Origin of the sequence: Rummeliibacillus pycnus (assembly GCF_050459865.1) — a bacterium.
Lineage (GTDB): Bacteria > Bacillota > Bacilli > Bacillales_A > Planococcaceae > Rummeliibacillus > Rummeliibacillus pycnus_B.
In genome coordinates this window covers 1-22,396 of record NZ_JBCMNM010000084.1, presented here as the reverse complement: position 1 = coordinate 22,396, position 22,396 = coordinate 1, and the positions used below count along the sequence as shown (strand labels likewise).

Annotated in this window: 23 protein-coding genes and 1 other annotated feature; of the genes, 20 read left to right on the top strand and 3 right to left on the bottom strand. The window is 35.3% G+C overall.

Annotated elements, in window-relative coordinates; translation table 11 throughout:
• Positions 1 to 87 precede the first annotated feature (87 nt).
• Genes ABE048_RS16590 through ABE048_RS16580 form a run of 3 tightly spaced genes read left to right on the top strand, consistent with a single transcriptional unit; the run spans position 88 to position 1,710 of the window.
• On the top strand, positions 88 to 798 hold the full coding sequence (locus ABE048_RS16590; protein ID WP_430312387.1) for a cytochrome c biogenesis CcdA family protein: 711 nt from the start codon (positions 88 to 90) through the stop codon (positions 796 to 798).
• 29 nt (positions 799 to 827) lie between these two features.
• Positions 828 to 1,187, top strand: a complete 360-nt coding sequence (locus ABE048_RS16585; RefSeq protein WP_430312386.1) for a response regulator — start codon at positions 828 to 830, stop codon at positions 1,185 to 1,187.
• 52 nt (positions 1,188 to 1,239) lie between these two features.
• Positions 1,240 to 1,710: a CcdC family protein gene (locus ABE048_RS16580; protein WP_430312397.1), complete on the top strand. Its 471-nt coding sequence runs from the start codon at positions 1,240 to 1,242 to the stop codon at positions 1,708 to 1,710.
• A 163-nt stretch (positions 1,711 to 1,873) separates the two neighbouring features.
• Here the strand turns inward: ABE048_RS16580 and ABE048_RS16575 are convergent, their stop codons facing one another.
• Positions 1,874 to 2,302 (bottom strand): DUF2621 domain-containing protein, encoded by a 429-nt coding sequence (locus ABE048_RS16575; protein ID WP_430312385.1) that lies wholly within the window; start codon positions 2,300 to 2,302, stop codon positions 1,874 to 1,876.
• Positions 2,303 to 2,406: 104 nt separating this feature from the next.
• Here ABE048_RS16575 and ABE048_RS16570 point away from each other — a divergent pair, with 104 nt between their 5' ends.
• From ABE048_RS16570 to ABE048_RS16555, 4 genes are all read left to right on the top strand, one after another.
• A complete protein-coding gene (locus ABE048_RS16570; RefSeq protein WP_430312384.1) occupies positions 2,407 to 2,625 on the top strand; it encodes a DUF1659 domain-containing protein in 219 nt (72 codons plus the stop codon).
• 21 nt (positions 2,626 to 2,646) lie between these two features.
• Entirely contained in the window at positions 2,647 to 2,862 is a 216-nt protein-coding gene (locus ABE048_RS16565) for a DUF2922 domain-containing protein (RefSeq protein WP_430312383.1), read from the top strand.
• A gap of 71 nt (positions 2,863 to 2,933) precedes the next feature.
• Complete coding sequence (locus ABE048_RS16560) at positions 2,934 to 3,056, top strand: YvrJ family protein (protein WP_430312382.1); 123 nt, start codon at positions 2,934 to 2,936, stop codon at positions 3,054 to 3,056.
• Positions 3,057 to 3,153: 97 nt separating this feature from the next.
• Positions 3,154 to 3,753: an SCO family protein gene (locus ABE048_RS16555; RefSeq protein WP_430312381.1), complete on the top strand. Its 600-nt coding sequence runs from the start codon at positions 3,154 to 3,156 to the stop codon at positions 3,751 to 3,753.
• 87 nt (positions 3,754 to 3,840) lie between these two features.
• Here ABE048_RS16555 and mscL read toward each other — a convergent pair whose 3' ends face one another.
• On the bottom strand, positions 3,841 to 4,215 hold the full coding sequence (gene mscL, locus ABE048_RS16550; RefSeq protein ID WP_430312380.1) for a large conductance mechanosensitive channel protein MscL: 375 nt from the start codon (positions 4,213 to 4,215) through the stop codon (positions 3,841 to 3,843).
• Between the two features lie 190 nt (positions 4,216 to 4,405).
• Here mscL and ABE048_RS16545 point away from each other — a divergent pair, with 190 nt between their 5' ends.
• The 3 genes from ABE048_RS16545 (at position 4,406) to ABE048_RS16535 (ending at position 8,849) form a co-directional block, all read left to right on the top strand.
• Positions 4,406 to 5,848: an MDR family MFS transporter gene (locus tag ABE048_RS16545; protein ID WP_430312379.1), complete on the top strand. Its 1,443-nt coding sequence runs from the start codon at positions 4,406 to 4,408 to the stop codon at positions 5,846 to 5,848.
• Positions 5,849 to 6,147: 299 nt separating this feature from the next.
• The gene (gene copZ / locus ABE048_RS16540) at positions 6,148 to 6,357 is read left to right on the top strand and encodes a copper chaperone CopZ (protein WP_430312378.1); all 210 of its coding nucleotides are present in this window, start codon (positions 6,148 to 6,150) and stop codon (positions 6,355 to 6,357) included.
• Positions 6,358 to 6,434: 77 nt separating this feature from the next.
• Positions 6,435 to 8,849: a heavy metal translocating P-type ATPase gene (locus ABE048_RS16535; RefSeq protein ID WP_430312377.1), complete on the top strand. Its 2,415-nt coding sequence runs from the start codon at positions 6,435 to 6,437 to the stop codon at positions 8,847 to 8,849.
• A gap of 77 nt (positions 8,850 to 8,926) precedes the next feature.
• Here ABE048_RS16535 and ABE048_RS16530 read toward each other — a convergent pair whose 3' ends face one another.
• Positions 8,927 to 9,475: a cysteine hydrolase family protein gene (locus ABE048_RS16530; protein ID WP_430312376.1), complete on the bottom strand. Its 549-nt coding sequence runs from the start codon at positions 9,473 to 9,475 to the stop codon at positions 8,927 to 8,929.
• 400 nt (positions 9,476 to 9,875) lie between these two features.
• Here ABE048_RS16530 and ABE048_RS16525 point away from each other — a divergent pair, with 400 nt between their 5' ends.
• From ABE048_RS16525 to leuD, 10 genes are all read left to right on the top strand, one after another.
• On the top strand, positions 9,876 to 11,051 hold the full coding sequence (locus ABE048_RS16525; protein WP_430312375.1) for an alanine racemase: 1,176 nt from the start codon (positions 9,876 to 9,878) through the stop codon (positions 11,049 to 11,051).
• The gene (locus tag ABE048_RS16520) at positions 11,039 to 12,358 is read left to right on the top strand and encodes a D-arabinono-1,4-lactone oxidase (RefSeq protein ID WP_430312374.1); all 1,320 of its coding nucleotides are present in this window, start codon (positions 11,039 to 11,041) and stop codon (positions 12,356 to 12,358) included. Before ABE048_RS16525 ends, ABE048_RS16520 begins: the two co-directional genes overlap by 13 nt.
• A 303-nt stretch (positions 12,359 to 12,661) precedes the next feature.
• Positions 12,662 to 13,561, top strand: a complete 900-nt coding sequence (gene ilvE, locus ABE048_RS16515; RefSeq protein WP_430312373.1) for a branched-chain-amino-acid transaminase — start codon at positions 12,662 to 12,664, stop codon at positions 13,559 to 13,561.
• Positions 13,562 to 13,573: 12 nt separating this feature from the next.
• Complete coding sequence (gene ilvD / locus ABE048_RS16510) at positions 13,574 to 15,241, top strand: dihydroxy-acid dehydratase (protein WP_430312372.1); 1,668 nt, start codon at positions 13,574 to 13,576, stop codon at positions 15,239 to 15,241.
• Positions 15,242 to 15,253: 12 nt separating this feature from the next.
• Positions 15,254 to 15,502, top strand: a binding site (T-box leader).
• 75 nt (positions 15,503 to 15,577) lie between these two features.
• Positions 15,578 to 17,332 (top strand): biosynthetic-type acetolactate synthase large subunit, encoded by a 1,755-nt coding sequence (gene ilvB, locus ABE048_RS16505; RefSeq protein WP_430312396.1) that lies wholly within the window; start codon positions 15,578 to 15,580, stop codon positions 17,330 to 17,332.
• Positions 17,329 to 17,844 (top strand): acetolactate synthase small subunit, encoded by a 516-nt coding sequence (gene ilvN / locus ABE048_RS16500; RefSeq protein ID WP_430312371.1) that lies wholly within the window; start codon positions 17,329 to 17,331, stop codon positions 17,842 to 17,844. Before ilvB ends, ilvN begins: the two co-directional genes overlap by 4 nt.
• Before the next feature lie 38 nt (positions 17,845 to 17,882).
• Positions 17,883 to 18,908, top strand: a complete 1,026-nt coding sequence (ilvC, locus tag ABE048_RS16495) for a ketol-acid reductoisomerase (RefSeq protein ID WP_430312370.1) — start codon at positions 17,883 to 17,885, stop codon at positions 18,906 to 18,908.
• A gap of 162 nt (positions 18,909 to 19,070) precedes the next feature.
• On the top strand, positions 19,071 to 20,171 hold the full coding sequence (gene leuB, locus ABE048_RS16490) for a 3-isopropylmalate dehydrogenase (protein ID WP_430312369.1): 1,101 nt from the start codon (positions 19,071 to 19,073) through the stop codon (positions 20,169 to 20,171).
• A 17-nt stretch (positions 20,172 to 20,188) separates the two neighbouring features.
• The gene (gene leuC / locus ABE048_RS16485; RefSeq protein ID WP_430312368.1) at positions 20,189 to 21,598 is read left to right on the top strand and encodes a 3-isopropylmalate dehydratase large subunit; all 1,410 of its coding nucleotides are present in this window, start codon (positions 20,189 to 20,191) and stop codon (positions 21,596 to 21,598) included.
• A gap of 14 nt (positions 21,599 to 21,612) precedes the next feature.
• The gene (gene leuD, locus ABE048_RS16480) at positions 21,613 to 22,203 is read left to right on the top strand and encodes a 3-isopropylmalate dehydratase small subunit (protein WP_430312367.1); all 591 of its coding nucleotides are present in this window, start codon (positions 21,613 to 21,615) and stop codon (positions 22,201 to 22,203) included.
• The last annotated feature ends 193 nt before the right edge of the window (positions 22,204 to 22,396 follow it).

Genomic DNA, 22,396 nt, shown 5'->3' with positions numbered 1-22,396 from the left:
CAAGAAAATGTCACAGCCAAATAAAAAGAAATTTTTCTTAAAGTTTGGTACGATGGATAGAGTAACTATAAGGAGCGACAACCGCATATGAATACAGATATAAATTTATTCTTTGCTTTTGGTGCAGGTTTTCTAAGCTTTATCTCACCTTGTACGTTGCCTCTTTATCCAGCTTTCCTTTCATACATAACTGGCGTTTCCTTTAATCAGTTGAAAAATGAAAAAGGGATGTTGCAAAAAAGAGCCATCTTACACACTTTATTTTTCTTACTGGGCTTTTCTGTCATTTTCATAGCATTAGGCTTTAGTACATCCTTTGTAAAAGAACTTTTTGTACAGTATGATGAGTTAATTCGTCAACTTGGCGGAATTTTAATTGTTGTATTTGGCCTTGTCATTACTGGAATCTTTACTCCCGAGTTTTTGATGAAAGATCGTAAATTTGAATTCAAAAGAAGACCATCAGGATACATAGGTTCAATGCTTATTGGTCTTGTGTTTGCAGCAGGTTGGACACCATGTACTGGACCTATTTTAGCTGCAATTTTTGCATTAGGTACGACAAATCCAGATTCAGCTATTTGGTATATGTTCTCCTATGTGCTAGGTTTTTCAATACCATTCTTTGTCCTTTCATTCTTCATTTCACGTATGAATTGGATTAGAAGAAATAGCCAAAAATTCGTTAAAATCGGTGGGTATATTATGATTGTTGTTGGGGTTATTTTATTCTTTGATGGCATGACTTATCTTAATCGATTATTAACACCTATTTTTGGAGGATTCCAAGGCTTTTAAATTGAGTAGAAAGTTACGGGGTGAATTGGTTGTCAACTGTTCTAGTAGTAGATGATACAATTTTCATGCGTCATACTATTACCGCAATGCTTGAGGAAGCGGGTTTTGAGGTAATAGGAGAGGCGGAAAATGGAAAACAAGCAATAGAGCAATATCATAGATTACATCCTGATGTTGTTACAATGGATATTACGATGCCAGTAATGTCAGGGTTAGAAGCTACTAAAGAGATAATAAAAGAAGATCCAAATGCAAAGATTTGTATTGTCACAGCATTAGGGCAACAAAAAGTCATTTTGGAAGCGTTAAAATATGGCGCAAAAGATTTTATTACAAAACCTTTTGAGAGGGAACATTTAGAGACGACCATTCGTCAAATGATTGAATAACTTTTTATAGATAGGTGAGTGTATTACGTTGAGTTCTATTCCTTCTCAATATATGTTAATTGCTTCAACTGTTGGTGTTTTATTTATGGGCGTTATGATGATGATAGTTCGTGCTAAATCAGCTAAAAAACCAGCAAGTGTAAAAAAAATAATTATTCCTCCAATTGCTATGTCGACGGGTGCATGCATGTTCTTTAATGAATATTTTCAAGTACCTTGGCCACAAGTATTTGAAGCAGTAACTGCAGGATTAATTTGTTCAACAGTTTTGATTGCAACATCTAAATTCCAAATTGTTGATGATAAAGTTTACTTAAAACCTTCTAAAGCCTTTTTCTTCATCCTAGCAGGCTTATTAATCATTCGTACGGTTGTTAAGGTTTGGTTAAGTGGTACATTCGACTTAGGAGAACTTGGTGGAATGTTCTTTATATTAGCTTTTTCTATGATTGCACCTTGGCGTGTAGCCATGTTAATCCAATTCAAAAAACTTCAAAAGCAATTACATTTGCAACAAAACTAAAAAAAGGTACTTCTCCATTTCGGAGAAGTACCTTTTTTTCTATAGTTTTGAACACTAACCTCACGAGATTGCTTTATCTCTCGATCGAAAGCCGGGAAATAAGTTTGTAAATCGGACATTCTAGCGATTGTTGAGAATAAATGAGCGTTCTCTACTTTTAATTTTAATCTAGTAAATCTTCATAAGGCGATAAGTCAATTTTCATTTGATTTAATTTTTTACGTAAAAATTTATGATCACGTTTTGGTGAGGCTTGTATGTATCCTCTAATGATTAAGTCAAAATCGATTTTCTTAGCCTTTTCTTCTAAAGCAAGTTGTCCAATTTTACCTGCAATTTTTTGCTTCGCAACATCGCGAAATAGGTCTGGTACTGGGCTAACTAACTCATTTAATAAGTCCTTTTCTTCTTGATGCCATAAATGCAAGCTTTTGTTTACATAATAATCTTGCCAATCCAATGTAGATTTCCCATCATTTTTTGGCATTGATTTCAAAAATTTGCGGAACATGAAGAAGCCGCCTATAGCCATAGTTCCTACTAGAACAACTACCCAAAATATTATAAACCACATAAACCAGCCGTTTAGCACACTATTCACCTCCCTATCATTATAAATTGATTATAAAAAAAATGCATCCTTTGTCCTCATATGAGATTTTAAGTCTATGTAAGAAGTGAAGGGAGGTGATGATCATGGCGACGAAAACATTTGAAAACGCAACACTTCGATTAAAGTTTTCATTTGGAGTAAATGAAAATGGTCAAATTATCGAAAAGACGAAAACTTTTCGAAATGTGTCTGAACAAGCATCATTAGATCAGTTAGCTACAACGGGCGCTGAAATTGCTACTCTATTCAAATATCCGTTTATTGGTGCAGGTTTAACAACTCAAGAATCAATTAAAAACTAATAAGATAGGGGAGGAAAGAGAATGACAAAAGTTCTGCAATTACAATTTAAAACAGCTGATGGTACAGGGTGCTCTTTGAGTGTTGATTCACCTAAGGAGGATTTAACCACTGAGGAAATTTATCAAGTAATGAATACGATTTTAGATAGCAAGGTCTTTGCCATTAAAGGTGCAACACTTTCAGAGATTGTTGGTGCTCGTTATGTTGAACGTACAGTTACTGAATTACAAGCATAATAGGTAGAACGTGAACTGCCTTTTCTATCGTTTGATAGATGAGGCAGTTTTTTTAGAAGGGAGGAATTGCAATGTCTGAATGGACAACTCTTATTCAAGAAATAGGATTTCCGATTTTTGTTTCATTCTATTTAATGCATCGAGTTGAAACAAGGCTGCAAGCAATTCACGATGCTCTATTGGACTTAAAATAAACTGTTTCACAAATTTGTCTTAAAGCTATTAAACAGTGTTCTTGTATTCTGTGTTAAAATTCTATAAGATGGATGCAGAGTAGGAGTGACAGATAAGATGAAAAAAAGATTAATTATGACGTCCTTATTTTTAGTTTTCGCTGTATTATTAACTGCTTGCGGTGGTAGTAGCAAATTTAAAGCTGAAACCGATTGGGAAGTTCAGGATTTCAATTATGTGAACCAAAATGGTGACAAGGTTTCACGAGATAGTTTGAAAGGTAAACCATGGCTTGCAATGTTTATCTTTACAAACTGTGCAACTGTTTGCCCACCAATGACAAAGAATATGACAGATATCCAAAAATCATTTGAAAAAAAAGGATTAAAAGACTATAAGATTGTTGGATTTAGTGTAGATCCTAAAACAGATACACCTGAAAAACTAAAAAAATATTTAGCACAATACCCAGTGCCGGATGATTCTAAATGGGATTTTTTAACAGGTTACTCACAAGATGATATTTCTGAGTTAGCCTTAAAATCATTTAAAACACTAGTAAAAGATGATCCTAATACTAACCAAGTTATCCATGGATCGAGTTTCTTTTTAGTTAACCAAGATGGTGTAGTTGTAAAAAACTACAGTGGCTTTAAAGACGTTCCATTTGATACTATTGCAGTTGACATGGAAACCTTAATTGAAGACGGCAAATAATAAGAAAACGAGCAGCTAATCCAATTAGCTGCTCGTTATTTTTGGTTTATATCCTATACGTTTTTGTGAATCTAATCATTTAATTAACTATTTTTTCTCTTGAAGTAAAGCACGAATATCTCTTAGGAGATCCTCTGTTGTTTCAGTTGCTGCTTCTTCAATAATTTCTTCCTGTTTCTTCTTGAAATTTAGTTTTGAAATTATGCGTATGAAAATGAAAATTGAAAATGCGATGATAAAGAAATCTAGGACATTTTGAATGAAGCTACCATACATAATACCGTGGAATTTTAATGATTTAAATTCCACATCTACCTTTCCCGTAAAAAGAGTTACAATTGGCATAATAATATCCCCAACTAACGATGTTACGATTTTACCAAAGGCAGTTCCTATAACTACACCGACTGCTAAATCTAAGACGTTCCCTTTTAAAGCAAATTTTTTAAAATCTTCCCACATATATATACCTCCACTATCATTATGTAACTTCCTAAAAATAATAGAATTCTTATAATTACCAGATAAAATAATAACAAAACAATGCTATTAGAACAAGATGAACTTATCTACTATATGTAATTATTCCTTTTCATGGTATTATAAGTATTTAGTGAAAATGGAATATTAATTTGAGAATTGAGGTTTTTATATGAATAAAGTATTTGTCGCCGTCTTATTAGCGACAGCTTTGGCTGCAATTGAGGGGACAATCGTAGCTACAGCTATCCCAAGCATTACGACAGACCTTTCTGGTGTAGAGCTGATTAGTTGGATCTATTCTGCATATCTTTTAACATCTGCTATATCTGCTATCATTTTCGGCAAATTAGCAGATTTATTCGGCAGAAAGAAGATGATTATAGTCGGGATTAGTATTTTCTTATTAGGGTCATTATTGTGTGGAATCGCTACCTCAATGGAGCTTTTGATTGTTTTTCGTGCGATTCAAGGGATTGGTGCAGGTTCAATTTTCCCAATTACTTTAACAATTGTTGGAGAGCTTTTTGAAACGGAGAAAGAACGTGCAAAGGGTCAAGGATATATAAGTATGGTATGGGGTGTCTCAGGTATTGTCGGTCCTTTAATCGGTGGCTTTATAGTAGATCAATTAACATGGCACTTTATTTTCCTTTTAAATATTCCTTTTGGTTTAGGTGCAATTCTATTAATTGCAAAATATTATCAAGAAGAACGATTAAAATTATCTCGTAAAATAGATTACACTGGCGCATTTTTATTTTCAATTGGCATGATTGCCTTGCTGTATTCACTAATTAAAGGTAGTAATACACAACAATGGGCAACTACATCTCAATTCACTTATTACATAATTGCCATTGTATTTCTTGGGTTATTTTTCTATGTTGAGAAAAAAGCAAGCGAACCAATCATTCCACTTTCTTTATTTAAAAATAAAAAATTGAATGTTTTAAATGGGCTAACGCTATTATGTATGGCAATTTGTATTAGTATTTCTGCATATTTACCGATATATGCTCAATCTGTATTAGGGAAAAATGCAACAGAAGCAGGGCTCATGCTAACACCACTTTCTGTTATGTGGACTGTCGGTGCAATTGTAGCTGGTAACTTAATTGGAAGATTTGCAAACAAATCAATTATTCAAATGGGTACTGTTTTATTAGTGATTTCATCAACAATGCTAATGTTTTTATCACCCACTACAAGCTCATTGTATATATATCTTTCTACAGGACTTTTAGGAATAGGCATGGGTTTCATCGTTCCAATGCTCGTGGTAGCTATCCAAGCATCTACTTCTGAAGATCAATTAGGAACGGCTATTGGCTTGAATTCGTTTTTAAATACCTTTAGTCAATCGATTGGAGCTGCCATATTTGGAGTTCTTTTTAATACAGCTACAAGTGAGAATTTGGCTAAAATAGGAGCGGAGCATATTAATTTAAATGGTTCGTTTAATACATCTATTTTTTCACAGCAACAAATTAATCAAATCATTGAAATAATAGCAGGGGGAATTAAATCCGTTTATATGGGTTCATTTATCTTCGCTCTGATCGCCTTTTTCTTGGCGATTTTTATCGCAAAACGTACTTCTCAAGAAAAGTAGAGTTTATGAGTGTTCCGTTCATAATTTAAAGGAATTGATTTTGATAAAATAGATAAAAAGAGCTGATTCTAGTGAATGTAGAATCGGCTCTTCTTAATTATTTATCATTTGTTTCGTAATCAATGTAAAGTTGCTCATTTTTTGATGATCGAATGGAATTAATAAAAGAATTATAAAAATTGGGTTTTTGCCCCTTTACACAAATACCATAGAGGGGTATAGTATGAGTTGTAAAAGGATTATCAATAAATTTTTTGATCTAAACAAATTTTGTATTCGAATGATAGGAGGAAATAAAAATGGAAAACATCACTTTAAAGGTACTCGGTATGTCATGTGGCCACTGTGTCAAAGCGATTGAAGGGAACGTAGGTACCCTAGACGGAATTGATTCTGTTAGAGTAGACTTAGCAGATGCAAAAGTGGATATAACCTTTGATAAAAATATTGTTTCACTTGAAAAAATTAAAGAAACAATCATTGAACAAGGGTACGATGTAGTAGAATAAAATTTGAATGTGCTCTTGTAGCACTTTTATTTTAATTTTTATATACCCCTATGTAGTATAACGAGAGGTGATTGAATATGACAAAAGAATTAAAAGAGGTTAATCTTCAAATTTCTGGTATGACCTGTGCAGCATGTGCAATGCGAATTGAAAAAGGATTAAATAAAATGGAAGGCGTTGATTCAGCAAATGTTAATTTAGCCATTGAACGATCCTCAATTAGATATGATCCTGAAAAGGTTAGTGAAGAAGATTTTGAAAAGAAAATTGAATCACTTGGGTATGGCGTAGTGAAACAAAAAACAGAATTAAATATTACAGGTATGACCTGTGCAGCATGCGCAACTCGTATTGAAAAAGGTTTAAATAAATTAAAGGGTGTATCATTTGCAAATGTTAATTTAGCGCTAGAAAAGGCAACAATTGAATTTAACCCTTCAGTAGTTAATGTTAGTGACATAATTGCACGTGTTGAAAAACTTGGATATGGAGCACATCCTAAGAAGGATGAACAAGAATCAGTCGATTATCGAGAACAAGCAATTAAAAAACAACAATATAAATTTATCGCATCACTTATTTTTTCATTACCATTACTTTGGACGATGGTAGCCCATTTTTCGTTTACTTCATGGATATATTTGCCTGATTTTTTAATGAATCCATGGGTACAATTCGTTCTTGCAACGCCTGTTCAATTTATTATCGGTAAACAATTTTATGTAGGTGCATATAAAGCGTTGAGAAACGGCAGCGCTAATATGGACGTTTTAGTCGTGATGGGGACTTCCGCAGCTTATTTTTATAGTTTATATCAATCGATTATTATGAGTTCCTCAGGGCACATGCCACATCTATATTTTGAGACTAGTGCGGTGTTAATCACATTAATCTTACTTGGTAAATTATTTGAAGCAAAAGCAAAAGGTCGTTCATCAGAAGCAATCAAGAAACTAATGGGTTTACAAGCTAAAACGGCATTGGTTATTCGTGATGGGAAAGAGATTGAAGTACCATTAGAAGAAGTAATTGTTGGCGATACAATTGTTGTAAAGCCAGGTGAGAAAATTCCTGTAGACGGAAAAGTGATTGATGGTATTTCTGCAGTTGATGAGTCAATGTTAACAGGAGAAAGTTTACCAGTTGATAAAAAAATAGGTGATGATCTATATGGATCTACTATAAATAAAAACGGTTTTGTAAAAATGACAGCGACAAAAGTCGGGCGTGATACGGCATTAGCACAAATCATTAAAGTTGTTGAAGATGCGCAAGGTACAAAAGCGCCAATCCAAAGACTTGCAGACAAAATATCAGGTATTTTTGTACCAATTGTTGTTGGAATTGCAATCGTTACATTCCTTGTTTGGTACTTCTTTGTTACACCTGGTGAATTCACACCAGCACTAGAAGTCTTAATTACCGTATTAGTGATTGCATGCCCATGTGCATTAGGTCTAGCAACTCCAACATCCATCATGGCTGGATCTGGCCGTGCAGCTGAATTCGGTATTTTATTTAAAGGAGGGGAGTACTTAGAACAAACACAAAAAATCAATACTGTTGTTGTAGATAAAACAGGTACTGTGACACACGGAAAACCTGTTCTAACCGATGTTCTAATAAAGAATGAAATGGATGAAACAACTTTCCTCTCACTAGTCGGAGGTGCTGAAAAACAATCCGAACATCCATTAGCGGAAGCAATTGTTGAAGGTGTTGTAAAACAGGATATTGCACTTGGCCATATTGAATACTTCGAAGCTGTACCAGGCTATGGTGTTCAATCAACTATAAATAGTAGAGCTGTTGTGGTCGGAACTCGAAAATTAATGGCACAGTATGGCATTGATATTTCAGACGTCGAACAAGAGATATCTAATTTAGAACACAACGGTAAAACGGCAATGCTCGTAGCAATCGATGGTAAATTTGCAGGGATTGTAGCAGTTGCAGATACGATTAAAGAGACATCCTTCGAAGCAATAAAACGCTTAAAGGCTATGGGAATCGAAGTTATCATGATGACAGGTGATAACAGACATACAGCAGAAGCAATTGGTCAGGAAGTTGGTGTTGACCAAATCATTGCAGAAGTGTTACCAGAAGGTAAAGTAAATGAATTAAAGAAACTGCAACAAGCTGGCAAACACGTTGCAATGGTTGGTGATGGAATCAATGACGCTCCGGCACTTGCAACAGCAGATATAGGAATGGCAATTGGTACTGGTACTGATATTGCTATGGAAGCAGCAGATATTACATTAATCCGAGGCGACTTAAATAGTATTGCAGATGCCATTTTAATGAGTCGAAAAACAATGAGTAATATAAAGCAAAACCTATTCTGGGCATTTGGATATAATATATTAGGTATTCCAATTGCAGCTGCGGGTTTACTTGCACCATGGATAGCAGGCGCAGCAATGGCCTTTAGTTCAGTATCCGTAGTATTAAATGCACTACGCTTACAACGAGTAAAATTGAAATAAAAAAATAAATTTATCAGATAAAGATAAAAGCTACATTAAAAGTAGAAAACTTTTAGTGTAGCTTTTCTTTCGATTATTTATAAAATAGTAGCACCTAAAGAATTTTTAAAATGTTCAAGTGCCCAATCATGTCCGGCTAGATTAAAACTTGCTACAGAATCTTTAAAGATAAAAGTTTCGAAACCTTTATTGTAGGCATCGATTGCCGTATGTAAGACACAAATATCTGTACAAACACCGGTTAAATATAAATTATTAATTTTTCGTTCGCGTAAGAGCTGTTCTAAATTTGTCCCTGCAAATGAGCTATATCTTGTTTTATCCATCCATACGACATTAGGTAGATGTTGAATCTTATCATACAATTTTTGTACATGATTAAACAACGCCCTACCTTTAGTATTTCGTATATTATGCGGTGGGAATAGCTTTGTTTCTGGATGGTAAGGATCATTTTCATCATGTAAATCACATGCAAAAACAACCAATTCTTCTTGATTTACGAATTGATGAATATGATGTAATATAGCTTCCTCGAGTTGTTGTCCTGGTTCTCCACAAGTTAAAGCTCCATTTTTCGCTACAAAGTCTACAGTATAATCAATTATAATTAACGCTTTCTTCATTTCATCACCCCATCATTTGTCTATACACATATCATGACATATTCATTTTATATAATATAGTTAAAAAATTTTATAATGTAAAATTCATATAAAATTACTTTGCAAATTCAAATGAAATAGTTTATAATAACAAAAAAGTTGAAGGGAGCTGTTAGCTTATGGATCGTACAATAATGAAAAAATTAAACAAACAGGCATTGATTTTCGTAGCGATACATTCAATCTTCTTTTTGAATCTCGCATTCGACATCTGGGAGATCCACTAAGGCTTACAATTGAATATGAATACTAAGATTATAAATGCTTCTTCTTCGACGAAAAACAAATTTCGCCATTGAAGAAGCATTTTTTTTATTTGTAATGGATAAATTATATAGTTGGCAAAAGGAGTGATGACAACTTGCAATTATTTGAACAGGCATTTAAACAAGTTGAACGGCCCTTTGCGTGGATCGATTTAAATGCGCTTGATGCAAATATTCGATTTATAAATCATCATATCAAAGATAAAAATGTTCGTATTGCAACGAAATCAATTCGATCTATCCAATTACTTAGATATTTGAATGAAAAGCTTTCGAATGTTTCAGGTTTGATGACTTTTACTGCAAGTGAAACGTGTTATTTATTAGAAAATGGTTTTGATCATTTGCTTCTAGGTTATCCAGTTTGGGAAGAGCAAAGAGTACTTGAAATATATAATTATATAAAAAAGGGGTACGATGTTTGTTTTATGGTGGATGACATAAAGCAAGCAAAATGGTTAAATTCTTTAGCTAAACGATTGAATGTAAATGTTAGCATCTGTATCGATATCAATCTATCAGTTGACACGCCATTAATCTATTTTGGTACAAAACGTTCTGCAATAAAAAATATACATGATTTGGAGAGATTGTTAAAACTACTAAAAAATCAAACAAATTTACATATTGTTGGTGTAATGGGGTATGAGGCGCAATTAGCTGGCGTAGGTGATTTACCTATACAAAAATGGAAACAGCCAGTAATTCAGCAATTGCAAAAGATATCAAAAAAACGTGTTGCGAAGCTTCGCAAGGAAGCTGTTGATTTTATTTTATCTGAAATTGGTACTTTAGAATTTGTAAATGGTGGAGGCACTGGTAGTGTAGATTTTACTGCGCAAAGTTCAGAAGTGACAGAAATAACGATTGGTTCAGCATTTTATAATCCAGCATTATTCGATCAATACAGTCAATTAAATTTACAGCCTGCTTCTGGATTTGCTCTACGCGTAACAAGAAATCCAGAGGAGGATGTTGTTGTTTGTCATGGCGGCGGTTATATTGCTTCAGGAGCCATCGGAAATGATAAGCAACCTGTTCCTTTTGAAGCGCAGTATTTTAGATATCTCCCGTTTGAAGGAGCTGGAGAAGTTCAAACACCACTTAGAATACTGGATTATCAAAATACCAATATAGGAGACACTATCTATTTTCGTCATGCAAAAGCGGGTGAATTATGTGAACGATTTGTACAGCTAGAAGCTGTTAGAAATGGTCAACATGTGGGCAGTTTCAACACATATAGGGGGGATGGAAAATGTTTTCTGTAAAAGATTGGGTAGATACTCGTAAATGGCAAAACTGGGCAGGTAATGTAAAGGGAAATCCAATGCAATCATTATTACCCCATGATACAAAGCAGTTATCAAATATAATTTGGAATACCCAGAAACAGCATAAAACAATTCGAGTTACTGGAGCAGCACATTCTTTTAGCCCAATTGCAAAACCTGATGATATTGCCATTTCCCTTCATAATATACGTGGATTGATAGATATAAACACAGAAACTGGTGAAGCCACATTTTGGGGCGGTACTTATTTGTATGAAATTGGCCCAATATTAGCTCAGTTCGGCTTTGCGCTTGCAAATATGGGTGATATTCAAGAACAAACACTGGCAGGTGCAATTGCAACAGGGACTCACGGTACTGGGGTTACATTAGGTTCCTTATCCAATCAAGTCGTGATGTGGGGGTTTGTAGATGGTTTAGGAAACTATCATGAACATACTAGAGGTGATGACGACTTATCAAATGCCTTACACTTATCATTGGGATTATTAGGTGTATTAGTTAAAGTGACCATAAAAACAGTTCCTCTCTATAGTTTAAAATGTCAATCAATGCATTATTCTTTTCATTCAGCAATCAAAGTTTGGGATAAAATGATTCGTGAACATCGTCATGTTGAATGGTTTTACTTCCCTGGAGTAGAACAAATTCAAGTGAAGATAATGGATCAAATACCAATTGTAAAACAGTCCATAAAGTCTAGAACTGTAGAAGAGTTTAAAAATAATGTTATAGAAAATGGATTATTATATATTGTTTCAGAAGTATGTAGAAGAAAGCCAAATGCAACAAAATGGGTAAGTCAACTAGCTGCTAAAAGTATACCTACAGGTGTCATAAAAGGCTTAAGTTATGAAATTTTTCCATCACCACGTAAAGTTAAATTTTTAGAAATGGAATATGCGATTCCTTTGGAAAAATTCCATGAATGTATGGAAGAGATATACTTCACATTAAAATCGCATCCATTCAAGGTTCATTTTCCTATTGAATGCAGAACAACTTGTGGAGAAAAAGGTTTTTTAAGTCCAACTCAAACTAAGGAAAGTGCATTTATAGCTTTTCATATGTATAAGGGAATGAGCGAAAAAAACTATTTCAGATGGGTACAAACATTGATGAGTAAATATAATGGAAGACCACATTGGGGGAAAATGAATCAGCTGACAAAAGAACAAATACTAGAAATTTATCCGAAGTACTCGCTTTTCCAACAAATGCGTAAAAAATATGATCCTGAAAATATTTTTGTTACAGAATATTTTAAAAAACTCATTGATTGATTAAATTAACATATCCCACCGTCATGTAAAAAGTACTTAGTTTATGTCAACTATAAATATACTAAAAAGGTGCAATAAATTAATTTTTCTAAAAATTTAATTTATTGCAAAATGTAGCGAAAAACTAATATAAAGGGAATGAAAACGTATACATTGAAGATTTAATTTTTGCAATTGAGTGACAATTCAAAAAATACTGTTGACTTCATTGGAAATACGTACTATGATAGCAACAATTTAAAAAATGTTTCTAGCAAATAGAAAAAAACATTTTATTGCATAATACAGAAAGAAGTGAAAAGTATGGGGGAACAGTTAATTTTTCTTGATGGAAACTTAGTGAAAAAGGAAGATGCTAAAGTTTCAGTTTATGATCATGGTTTTTTATATGGTGATGGAGTATTCGAGGGCATTCGCTCATACAATGGCAACGTCTTTCGTTTAGAAGAACATTTAAATCGATTATATGAATCTGCTAAATCAATTTTACTTACCATTCCATATACAAAAGAAGAAATGACTGAAATTGTTAAGGATACTTTGAAAGCAAATGAATTACAAAGTGCATATATCCGCTTGGTTGTTTCAAGAGGCGTCGGTAATTTAGGGATTGATCCTTCAACTTGCAAAGGAGCGAGTGTCATTGTAATTGCTGAACCTCTTGCACTATTCCCAGCTGAATTATATGAAACTGGCATATCAATTGTTTCTGCATCCAGCAGACGTAATCGTTCAGATGTTTTAAGTCCAAAAACAAAAACATTAAACTATTTAAATAATATTCTTGTGAAGCTTGAAGCGACACAAGCTGGTGTTTCAGAAGCCTTGATGATGAATGATGAAGGGTATGTAGCAGAAGGCTCTGGAGATAATATTTTCATCGTTAAAGGAAATAAATTAATTACACCTCCAGGTTATATTGGCGCATTAGAAGGGATTACTCGAAATGCCATTCTAGAAGTAGCAAAAGAGCGTGGCTACGAAGCGATTGAAGGTGTATTTACAAGACATGATGTATATGTTGCAGATGAAGTATTTTTAACTGGTACTGCGGCTGAAGTAATCGCAGTAATAAATGTTGATGGCCGTGTAATTGGTGATGGCAAACCTGGCAACATAACAAAAGATATACTTGAAGGTTTCCGTGAAATCGTTGAAAAAGAAGGCGTCAAAGTATATGACGAAGAAGTTACAGCAAAATAAGGGGCGGTAGACATGCGAAGTGACATGATTAAAAAAGGAGTAGATCGAGCTCCTCACCGAAGCTTATTGTACGCTGCAGGTGTTAAAACAAAAGATTTAGATAAACCATTTATTGGTGTATGTAATTCATATATTGATATAATTCCCGGTCATGTTCACCTTCAAAAATTTGGTGAAGTTGTCAAACAAGCAATTCGTGAAGCGGGTGGTATTCCATTCGAGTTCAATACAATTGGTGTTGATGATGGAATAGCTATGGGACATATCGGTATGCGTTATTCATTACCTAGCCGTGAGCTAATCGCAGATTCAGCAGAAACTGTTATAAATGCTCACTGGTTTGATGGTGTGTTTTACATACCAAACTGCGATAAAATCACTCCAGGAATGCTGATGGCGGCCGTTCGTACGAATGTACCTTCTGTCTTTGTATCAGGTGGTCCAATGGAAGCGGGTGTTTCTTCAACAGGTGAACAACTATCGCTTACTTCTGTTTTTGAAGGTGTAGGATCCTATAAAAGTGGTCTTATGACAGCAGAAAAATTAAAGGAAATTGAAGAAAATGCATGTCCAACATGCGGTTCTTGTTCTGGTATGTTCACAGCTAACTCTATGAACTCATTAATGGAAATGTTAGGTATGGCATTACCTGGTAATGGAACAATTGTTGCTACTTCTGAAGAAAGATATCAGTTGATTAAACAAGCCGCTGAACATCTAGTTCGAATGATTAAAGAGGATGTAAAACCTCGGGACATCATTACTAAAGAAACTATAGATGATGCGTTTGCACTTGATATGGCTATGGGTGGTTCAACAAATACGGTTTTACATACTTTAGCAATTGCTCACGAAGCAGAAATCGAATACAACATTGAAGATATCAATAAAGTTGCAGAACGCGTTCCATATTTATCTAAAATTATGCCAGCATCCAATTATTCAATGCATGATGTTCATCTTGCAGGTGGTGTTAGTTCAATTATTAACGAACTGTGTAAAATACCAGGGGCTATTCATAAAGATCGCATCACTGTAACTGGTCAAACACTTGAAGAATTGGTTAAAGGTCATGAAATTAAGAACACTGAAGTTATTCGTACAAAAGATAACCCATATAGTCCAGTAGGTGGTTTATCTGTTCTCTTTGGCAATATCGCTCCAGATGGTGCAGTAATCAAAGTAGGTGCAGTCGATCCATCTATCAAAGAATTTACTGGGGAAGCAATTGTTTTTGATTCTCAAGAAGAAGCGCAAGATCGAATTGATGATGGCACAGTTCAAAAAGGGCATGTCGTAGTCATTCGTTATGAAGGTCCAAAAGGCGGGCCAGGGATGCCTGAAATGCTAGCACCGACTTCTGCAATTATGGGGCGTGGCTTAGGAAAAGATGTGGCACTTATTACTGACGGTCGCTTCTCAGGTGCATCTCGTGGTATTTCTATCGGCCATATTTCTCCTGAAGCTGCAGAAGGTGGTCCAATTGCTTTGGTTGAAAATGGAGATATTATTTCAATTGATCTGATAAACCGAACGATTGAATTAAAAGTATCAGACGAAATTTTAGCTGATCGAAAAACAACACTAAAACCATTTGAACCCAAAATTAAAAAAGGTTATTTAGCTCGTTATTCTAAATTAGTTACTTCCGCTTCAACAGGCGGCGTGATGAAAATTTGATAAAAAAATAATGATAAAACGTTGATAAGGTTAAAGGTATTAGAGTTTTGTATTTACAGAGAGCCGGGTTGCTGAGAGCCGACAATACAACTAATACTGACATCCCCTTGGAGTGGGTTACTAAAAGCTATTTGCAATTAGGTAACCTCGGGCGCATACTTTTGTGCTCGTTAAAGAAAGAATAGATTGTTCTATTCATGAGGTAGTCGGTTTTTGACTATAAACTAGGGTGGTACCATGAAAGCTTTTTTCATCCCTACGCGAGAGGTCTTCTTTTGCGTGGATGAAAAAGCTTTTTTTATATAAAAATTTAATTTCCTAGGGAGGAGTTCTATGATGAATGCACAAGTTCCACTAAAGAAACAATCAGCGACAGATCAAGAAGTTGATCAAGAGTGTAAAGCCAGTAAGACGGGTGCTGAGATTTTTATCGAATCGTTGCAAAACCAAGATGTTGAAATAATTTTTGGATATCCAGGTGGTGCTGTCTTACCTTTATATGATGCACTCTATCGTAATCCAATTAAGCATATACTTGCTCGTCATGAACAAGGTGCTATTCATGCAGCTGAAGGCTATGCACGAGTATCAGGTAAACCAGGAGTGGTCATTGCTACTTCTGGACCAGGAGCTACTAACTTAGTTACTGGTATTACTGATGCTATGATGGACTCTTTACCACTCGTTGTCTTTACAGGGCAAGTTGCAACAACTGTTGTTGGCACAGATGCTTTCCAAGAAGCGGATATTGTCGGAATTACTCAACCGATTACAAAACATAATTATCAAGTGAAAAATGTTCAGGACTTACCACGAATTGTCAAAGAAGCGTTTCACATTGCATCAACTGGTCGTAAAGGTCCTGTAGTAGTTGATATTCCAAAAAATATTGCAAATGCAATTTTTGATGATAACGCAGTTGAAGAGGCATCAATAAACTTGCCAGGCTATCAACCAACGTTGCATCCAAATTATTTGCAAATCAAAAAAGCCGTTTCATTGCTTAGTACAGCAAAACAGCCGCTTGTTTTAGTGGGTGCTGGTGTTTTAGCAGCTGATGCATCGAAAGAATTAACAGAATTTGTGGAAAAATTCAATTTCCCTGTTGTTAATACATTATTAGGACTTGGAAGTATTGAAGGAAACCATAAACTTTTCCTAGGAATGGCTGGAATGCATGGAACATTTACAGCTAATATGGCTATTAGTAATTGTGATGTTCTGTTAAACATAGGCGCTCGTTTTGATGATCGCTTAACAGGTAATTTGAAAAAATTTGCTCCGAAAGCGAATGTAATTCATATTGACATTGATCCTGCTGAGATTGGTAAAAATGTTCCAACTGAAATTCCAATCGTAGCAGATGCAAAAGAAGCATTACTTTCATTATTAGAACAACCATTTGAAGTACAAGATTTAACACTATGGCATGAGTATTTGAACGAATGTCAGGAGGAATATCCTCTTTGGTATGACGATGATGGTGATGGAACAATTTATCCGCAATTAGCAATTGAAACTATTCACAGTTTAACAAATGGAGAAGCTATTATTACGACAGATGTTGGCCAACATCAAATGTGGACTGCTCAATATTATCCATTTAAAAATGATCATCACTGGGTAACCTCAGGTGGTTTAGGAACAATGGGCTTTGGTTTCCCAGCAGCAATTGGAGCACAATTTGCTGATCCTGATAAAAAAGTTATTTCAATCGTTGGTGATGCAGGATTCCAAATGACGTTACAAGAACTTTCTTTGCTGAAAGAATTCAAACTGCCAGTAAAAATTTTCATCTTAAATAACAGGTGTCTAGGTATGGTTCGCCAATGGCAAGAAACATTCTATGAAGAACGCTACTCATCTTCACTTATGCCAGTACAACCTGACTTCGTCAAACTTGCTGAAGCATACGGCATAAAAGGCTATAAAGTTGAAAATGTAGATGATGTGGAAGCTGTATTCAAAGAAGCAATCGAATCAGATGAGCCGACTTTAGTAGACTGTCGTGTGAAAGAACTTACATTAGTTAATCCGATGGTAGCGCCTGGTAAAGGACTTGCTGAAATGATTGGAGTGAAAAAAAGATGAGAAGAGTCATTACCGTAACAGTCATTAACCAAAGTGGCGTTCTAAATCGGGTTACAGGATTATTGATGAAACGTCAATTTAATATTGAAAGTATCACAGTTGGACATACAGAACAGCAAGGAATTTCTAAAATGACATTTATCGTTAATGTAGAAGATGAAGCTAAGATAGAACAATTAGTTAAGCAATTATCTAAGCAAATTGATGTGATTAAAGTCAATGACATTACAGATAAATCTATAGTTATGCGTGAATTAGCACTCATTAAAGTCGTTGCTCCACCGAATTTGCGTAGCGAAATTAATTCAATCGTCGAACCTTTCCGTGGTTCAATCATCGATATGGGTAAAAATGTGATCACTTATCAAATCGTTGGAAATCCGGAAAAAATAGATGCTTTTATCGAATTGATTCGCCCATATGGCATTAAAGAACTGACTCGTACAGGTGCAACTGCATTTGTACGTGATGCTCAAATTAAGCCATCAGCGCAACTTTCGATTTTACAATAAAAAAATAAAAACTACAAAACAATCAGGGGGAAATTAAAATGGCAAAAATGTATTATAACCAAGATATCAATGAACAAGTATTAGAAGGTAAAAAAATCGCAATTATCGGTTACGGATCACAAGGTCATGCACATGCTTTAAACTTGAAAGAATCAGGTTTTGACGTTCGCGTTGGTATCCGTCCAGGGAAATCTGCTGAAAAAGCAAAAAATGATGGTGTTGAAGTTAAATCAGTAGCTGAAGCTGCAAAAGAAGCTGATGTGATCATGATTCTACTTCCAGATGAAAAACAAAAAGCAGTATACGAAGCTGAAATCGCACCAGGTTTAGAAGCTGGAAACGCACTAGTATTCGCTCATGGCTTCAACATTCACTTTAAGCAAATCGTGCCACCTGCAGATGTAGATGTATTCTTAGTTGCACCAAAAGGTCCAGGACATTTAGTTCGTCGTACGTACGAATCAGGAGCAGGTGTACCAGCACTAATCGGTATTTATCAAGATGCAACTGGTACTGCAAAAGATATTGCTCTTGCTTATGCAAAAGGAATTGGTTCGGCACGTGCAGGTGTTCTTGAAACAACTTTCAAAGAAGAAACAGAAACAGATTTATTTGGAGAACAAGCAGTTCTTTGTGGTGGTACAGCAGCTCTAGTAAAAGCTGGTTTCGAAACATTGGTAGAAGCAGGTTACCAACCAGAAATTGCTTACTTTGAATGTTTCCACGAATTAAAATTAATTGTTGACCTTATGTACGAAGGCGGTCTTTCAAACATGCGCTACTCAATCTCAGATACTGCTGAATGGGGTGACTTCGTATCAGGTCCAAGAATCGTAACTGATCAAGTAAAAGCAGCGATGAAAGATGTTCTTACTGACATCCAACAAGGTAAATTTGCAAAAGAATGGATCAATGAAAATGAAACTGGTCGTCCTAAATATAATGCAATCAAAAAAGCTGAAGCCGAACACCAAATTGAAAAAGTTGGTGAAGAATTACGCGGTATGATGCCATTCGTAGGTAAAAAAGTTGAAAAAGAAACTGTTGGAAGTACAAAAGCTTAGTGAATTTTGTTGATAGCAATCCATGTTTTACTTCAATTAAAATTCACAACTTAAAGGAGCAGCTTACCTGCTTCTTTAAGTTAATTAGATACAACTTATGGAACTATCATTAATTTGGAAGGAATGTTTTTTAGCCATTCTAGTATTGGAGGAGGAGTTATTATGGAAAAGAAGATTACTGTTTTACCTGGTGACGGGATTGGTCCTGAGGTCGTCGCTTCTGCAGTAGAAGTACTACTAGCTGTGGGCAAGCGATTTCAACATACATTTTATATTGCATACGCCACTATAGGAGGTGCTGCAATTGATCAGTATGAGGATCCACTTCCACAAGAAACCATTGAGTTATGTGAACAAAGTGATGCTATCCTATTAGGAGCAGTAGGGGGTCCAAAATGGGATAATAATCCTGCTGAACTACGACCTGAAAAAGGATTACTCCGTATTCGTAAGCATTTTGATTTGTTCTCAAATTTACGTCCCGTTCAGGCTATTCCATCACTCATAAAAGCTTCTCCTCTAAAAGATGATTTAGTAAAAGATGTTGATCTACTAATTGTACGTGAACTAACTGGAGGATTATATTTTGGTGAGCCACGTAAACGTACAGATGAAGAGGCACTAGATTCACTAGTTTATACTCGACCAGAAATTGAACGTATTGTGGAGAATGCGTTTGAACTAGCTCGTATTCGTAAAGGAAAGTTGACATCTGTTGATAAAGCAAACGTTCTTGATACTTCACGCTTATGGAGACAAATTGTAGACGAGAAAAAAGAACAGTATCCAGATGTAGAAGTAGAGCACAGTTTAGTCGATTCAACTGCTATGAAGCTTATTACGAATCCAGGAGCATATGATGTCATTGTCACTGAAAATATGTTTGGAGATATATTAAGTGATGAAGCTTCAGTTATTACAGGTTCACTTGGCGTTCTTCCTTCAGCAAGTATTCGTTCTGATAATTTTGGATTATATGAACCAGTTCATGGTTCTGCACCAGAACTTGCAGGTCGAGGAATAGCCAATCCGGCTGCAACGATTCTTTCTGTTGCAATGATGCTACGCTATTCATTTGGCTTGAATGAAGAAGCTGCTGAAATTGAACGCGCAGTTAATGCTGTATTTGAAGATGGTTATTACACAGCAGATTTAGCAACTCCAGATAGTCGCTTACTTACAACAAATGAATGGACTGAAAAAGTATTAAATGAATTAGATACAAGTTTTGTTTCAGATAGTATTATGACTACTTATATTTAGAAAATAGGTGAAGAATAATGGGGAAAAATATTATTGAAAAAGTGTGGGACCAACACGTTGTTTATCAAGAGGACGGTAAACCAGATTTACTCTACATCGATCTTCATTTGATTCACGAAGTGACTTCACCGCAAGCTTTTGAGGGGCTTCGTCTAAATAATCGCAAAGTTCGTCGTCCAGACCTGTGCTTTGCAACAATGGATCACAATGTACCTACACAAAACTTACCAGTAATCAATGATCCAATTGCTAAAACACAAATTAATACGTTAGCTAAGAACTGTGAAGAATTTGGTGTTCCATTAGCCGATATGGGTCATCCAGATCAAGGAATTGTCCATGTTATTGGACCACAACTTGGTTTAACTCAACCTGGTAAAACAATTGTATGTGGAGATTCTCATACGTCTACACATGGTGCATTCGGTGCGATTGCATTTGGTATCGGTACAAGTGAAGTAGAACATGTATTATCAACACAAACACTTTGGCAAAGTAAACCTAAAACAATGCAAATTCACGTTAAAGGTGAGCTAGGATTTGGCGTCACTGCAAAAGATATTATTTTGGCGATTATTGCAAAATTCGGTATTGATGTAGGTACTGGTCATATCGTTGAATTCACAGGTGATGCAATTCATAAATTATCTATGGAAGAACGCATGACGATTTGTAATATGTCAATTGAAGCAGGAGCAAAAGCAGGTTTAATTAGCCCTGATGAAATTACAGTTGATTATATTAAAGGTCGTCGTTACGCTCCTCAAGGTAAAAAATTTGAAGAGGCAAAAGAATACTGGCTGTCACTTGCATCTGATGAAGACGCAACTTATGATCGAACACTCATTATCGAAACATCTGAAATTGAACCTTTCGTAACTTGGGGTACAAATCCTTCAATGGGTAGTGGTATATCAAAGGCTGTTCCATCTTCTACTGATTTTAAAGAAGAATCAGATAAACAAGCATTGCAAAAAGCACTTGCTTATATGGATTTAGAAGAAGGTACACCTTTAACAGAAATTGAAATTCAACATGTTTTTATCGGCTCATGTACAAATTCCAGATTACATGATTTGCGTTCTGCAGCTTCTGTTATTCAAGGCAAACACGTTCATCCAAACGTACGTGCAATCGTCGTACCTGGCTCTTATTCTGTCAAAAAACAAGCGGAAGAAGAAGGGATTGATCAAATTTTCAAAGATGCAGGGTTTGAATGGCGTGAATCAGGTTGCAGTATGTGTCTTGCGATGAACGAAGATGTTGTACCTGCTGGTGAACGCTGTGCTTCTACATCCAATCGTAACTTTGAGGGACGCCAAGGTGCCGGTTCAAGAACACATCTAGTGAGTCCACCGATGGCTGCAGCAGCTGCAATCGCTGGTCATTTTGTAGATGTTCGAGAAATAATAAATGTACCTGTGTGATGGAGGCGTAAATTATGAAACCTATTAATATTGTAAAAAGTGTTGTCACACCTTTAAATCGAAAAAACGTTGATACTGATCAAATTATTTCGAAGGAATTTTTGAAACGAATTGAACGCACAGGATTTGGTCAATATCTATTCTATCATTGGCGTTTTGATCAAAATGGTAATCCAATTGAAGATTTTGTATTAAATCAATCACAATACAAAGGCTCCAATATCTTAGTCGCTCATGAAAACTTTGGTTGCGGATCATCTCGTGAACATGCTCCATGGGCAATCTTAGATTATGGATTTAACGTTGTTGTTGCACCAAGCTTTGCAGATATTTTCCATAATAACTGCTTCAAAAATGGTATTCTACCAATCAAATTGGAAGTATCAGAAATTGAAGAATTATTATCGAAAGGCGAACAATCTACTCTAGAAGCTGAAGTGAACCTACAAGAACAAACTTTAACTTCTGACGACAAAGTATATCACTTTGAAATCAATCCTTATTATAAGGAAATGTTGTTAAACGGTTGGGATGAAATTGCATTGACTTTCAAATACGAAGATTCTATTAAAGAATTTGAAGAAAAACGTATTCAATTCAATTAAACCTTTAATTGTAAATATCATAAAGAACTATCGAGTAAATCTAATGAATTAGACTTCTCGATAGTTTTTTTATTCAAAAAAATTTGTTTGTTGCATGATGTGGAATTAGCTTCGCTTTCCGCGGGCGTTGAGCCTCCTCGGAAGCTAAAAACTTTGTGCTCCTGCATCGCTTCGCTAGCTTCGTCGCAGAAAA

Bases quoted from the DNA above. Each gene is read 5' to 3' on its own strand.
- ilvD (WP_430312372.1), top strand. From the start codon at position 13,574: ATGCGAAGTGACATGATTAAAAAAGGAGTAGATCGAGCTCCTCACCGA.
- ABE048_RS16590 (WP_430312387.1), top strand. From the start codon at position 88: ATGAATACAGATATAAATTTATTCTTTGCTTTTGGTGCAGGTTTTCTA.
- ilvE (WP_430312373.1), top strand. From the start codon at position 12,662: ATGGGGGAACAGTTAATTTTTCTTGATGGAAACTTAGTGAAAAAGGAA.
- ABE048_RS16535 (WP_430312377.1), top strand. From the start codon at position 6,435: ATGACAAAAGAATTAAAAGAGGTTAATCTTCAAATTTCTGGTATGACC.
- leuD (WP_430312367.1), top strand. From the start codon at position 21,613: ATGAAACCTATTAATATTGTAAAAAGTGTTGTCACACCTTTAAATCGA.
- leuB (WP_430312369.1), top strand. From the start codon at position 19,071: ATGGAAAAGAAGATTACTGTTTTACCTGGTGACGGGATTGGTCCTGAG.
- copZ (WP_430312378.1), top strand. From the start codon at position 6,148: ATGGAAAACATCACTTTAAAGGTACTCGGTATGTCATGTGGCCACTGT.
- ABE048_RS16580 (WP_430312397.1), top strand. From the start codon at position 1,240: ATGTTAATTGCTTCAACTGTTGGTGTTTTATTTATGGGCGTTATGATG.
- ilvB (WP_430312396.1), top strand. From the start codon at position 15,578: ATGAATGCACAAGTTCCACTAAAGAAACAATCAGCGACAGATCAAGAA.
- ABE048_RS16545 (WP_430312379.1), top strand. From the start codon at position 4,406: ATGAATAAAGTATTTGTCGCCGTCTTATTAGCGACAGCTTTGGCTGCA.
- ilvN (WP_430312371.1), top strand. From the start codon at position 17,329: ATGAGAAGAGTCATTACCGTAACAGTCATTAACCAAAGTGGCGTTCTA.
- leuC (WP_430312368.1), top strand. From the start codon at position 20,189: ATGGGGAAAAATATTATTGAAAAAGTGTGGGACCAACACGTTGTTTAT.
- ilvC (WP_430312370.1), top strand. From the start codon at position 17,883: ATGGCAAAAATGTATTATAACCAAGATATCAATGAACAAGTATTAGAA.
- mscL (WP_430312380.1), bottom strand. From the start codon at position 4,215: ATGTGGGAAGATTTTAAAAAATTTGCTTTAAAAGGGAACGTCTTAGAT.
- ABE048_RS16530 (WP_430312376.1), bottom strand. From the start codon at position 9,475: ATGAAGAAAGCGTTAATTATAATTGATTATACTGTAGACTTTGTAGCG.
- ABE048_RS16555 (WP_430312381.1), top strand. From the start codon at position 3,154: ATGAAAAAAAGATTAATTATGACGTCCTTATTTTTAGTTTTCGCTGTA.
- ABE048_RS16560 (WP_430312382.1), top strand. From the start codon at position 2,934: ATGTCTGAATGGACAACTCTTATTCAAGAAATAGGATTTCCGATTTTT.
- ABE048_RS16570 (WP_430312384.1), top strand. From the start codon at position 2,407: ATGGCGACGAAAACATTTGAAAACGCAACACTTCGATTAAAGTTTTCA.
- ABE048_RS16520 (WP_430312374.1), top strand. From the start codon at position 11,039: ATGTTTTCTGTAAAAGATTGGGTAGATACTCGTAAATGGCAAAACTGG.
- ABE048_RS16565 (WP_430312383.1), top strand. From the start codon at position 2,647: ATGACAAAAGTTCTGCAATTACAATTTAAAACAGCTGATGGTACAGGG.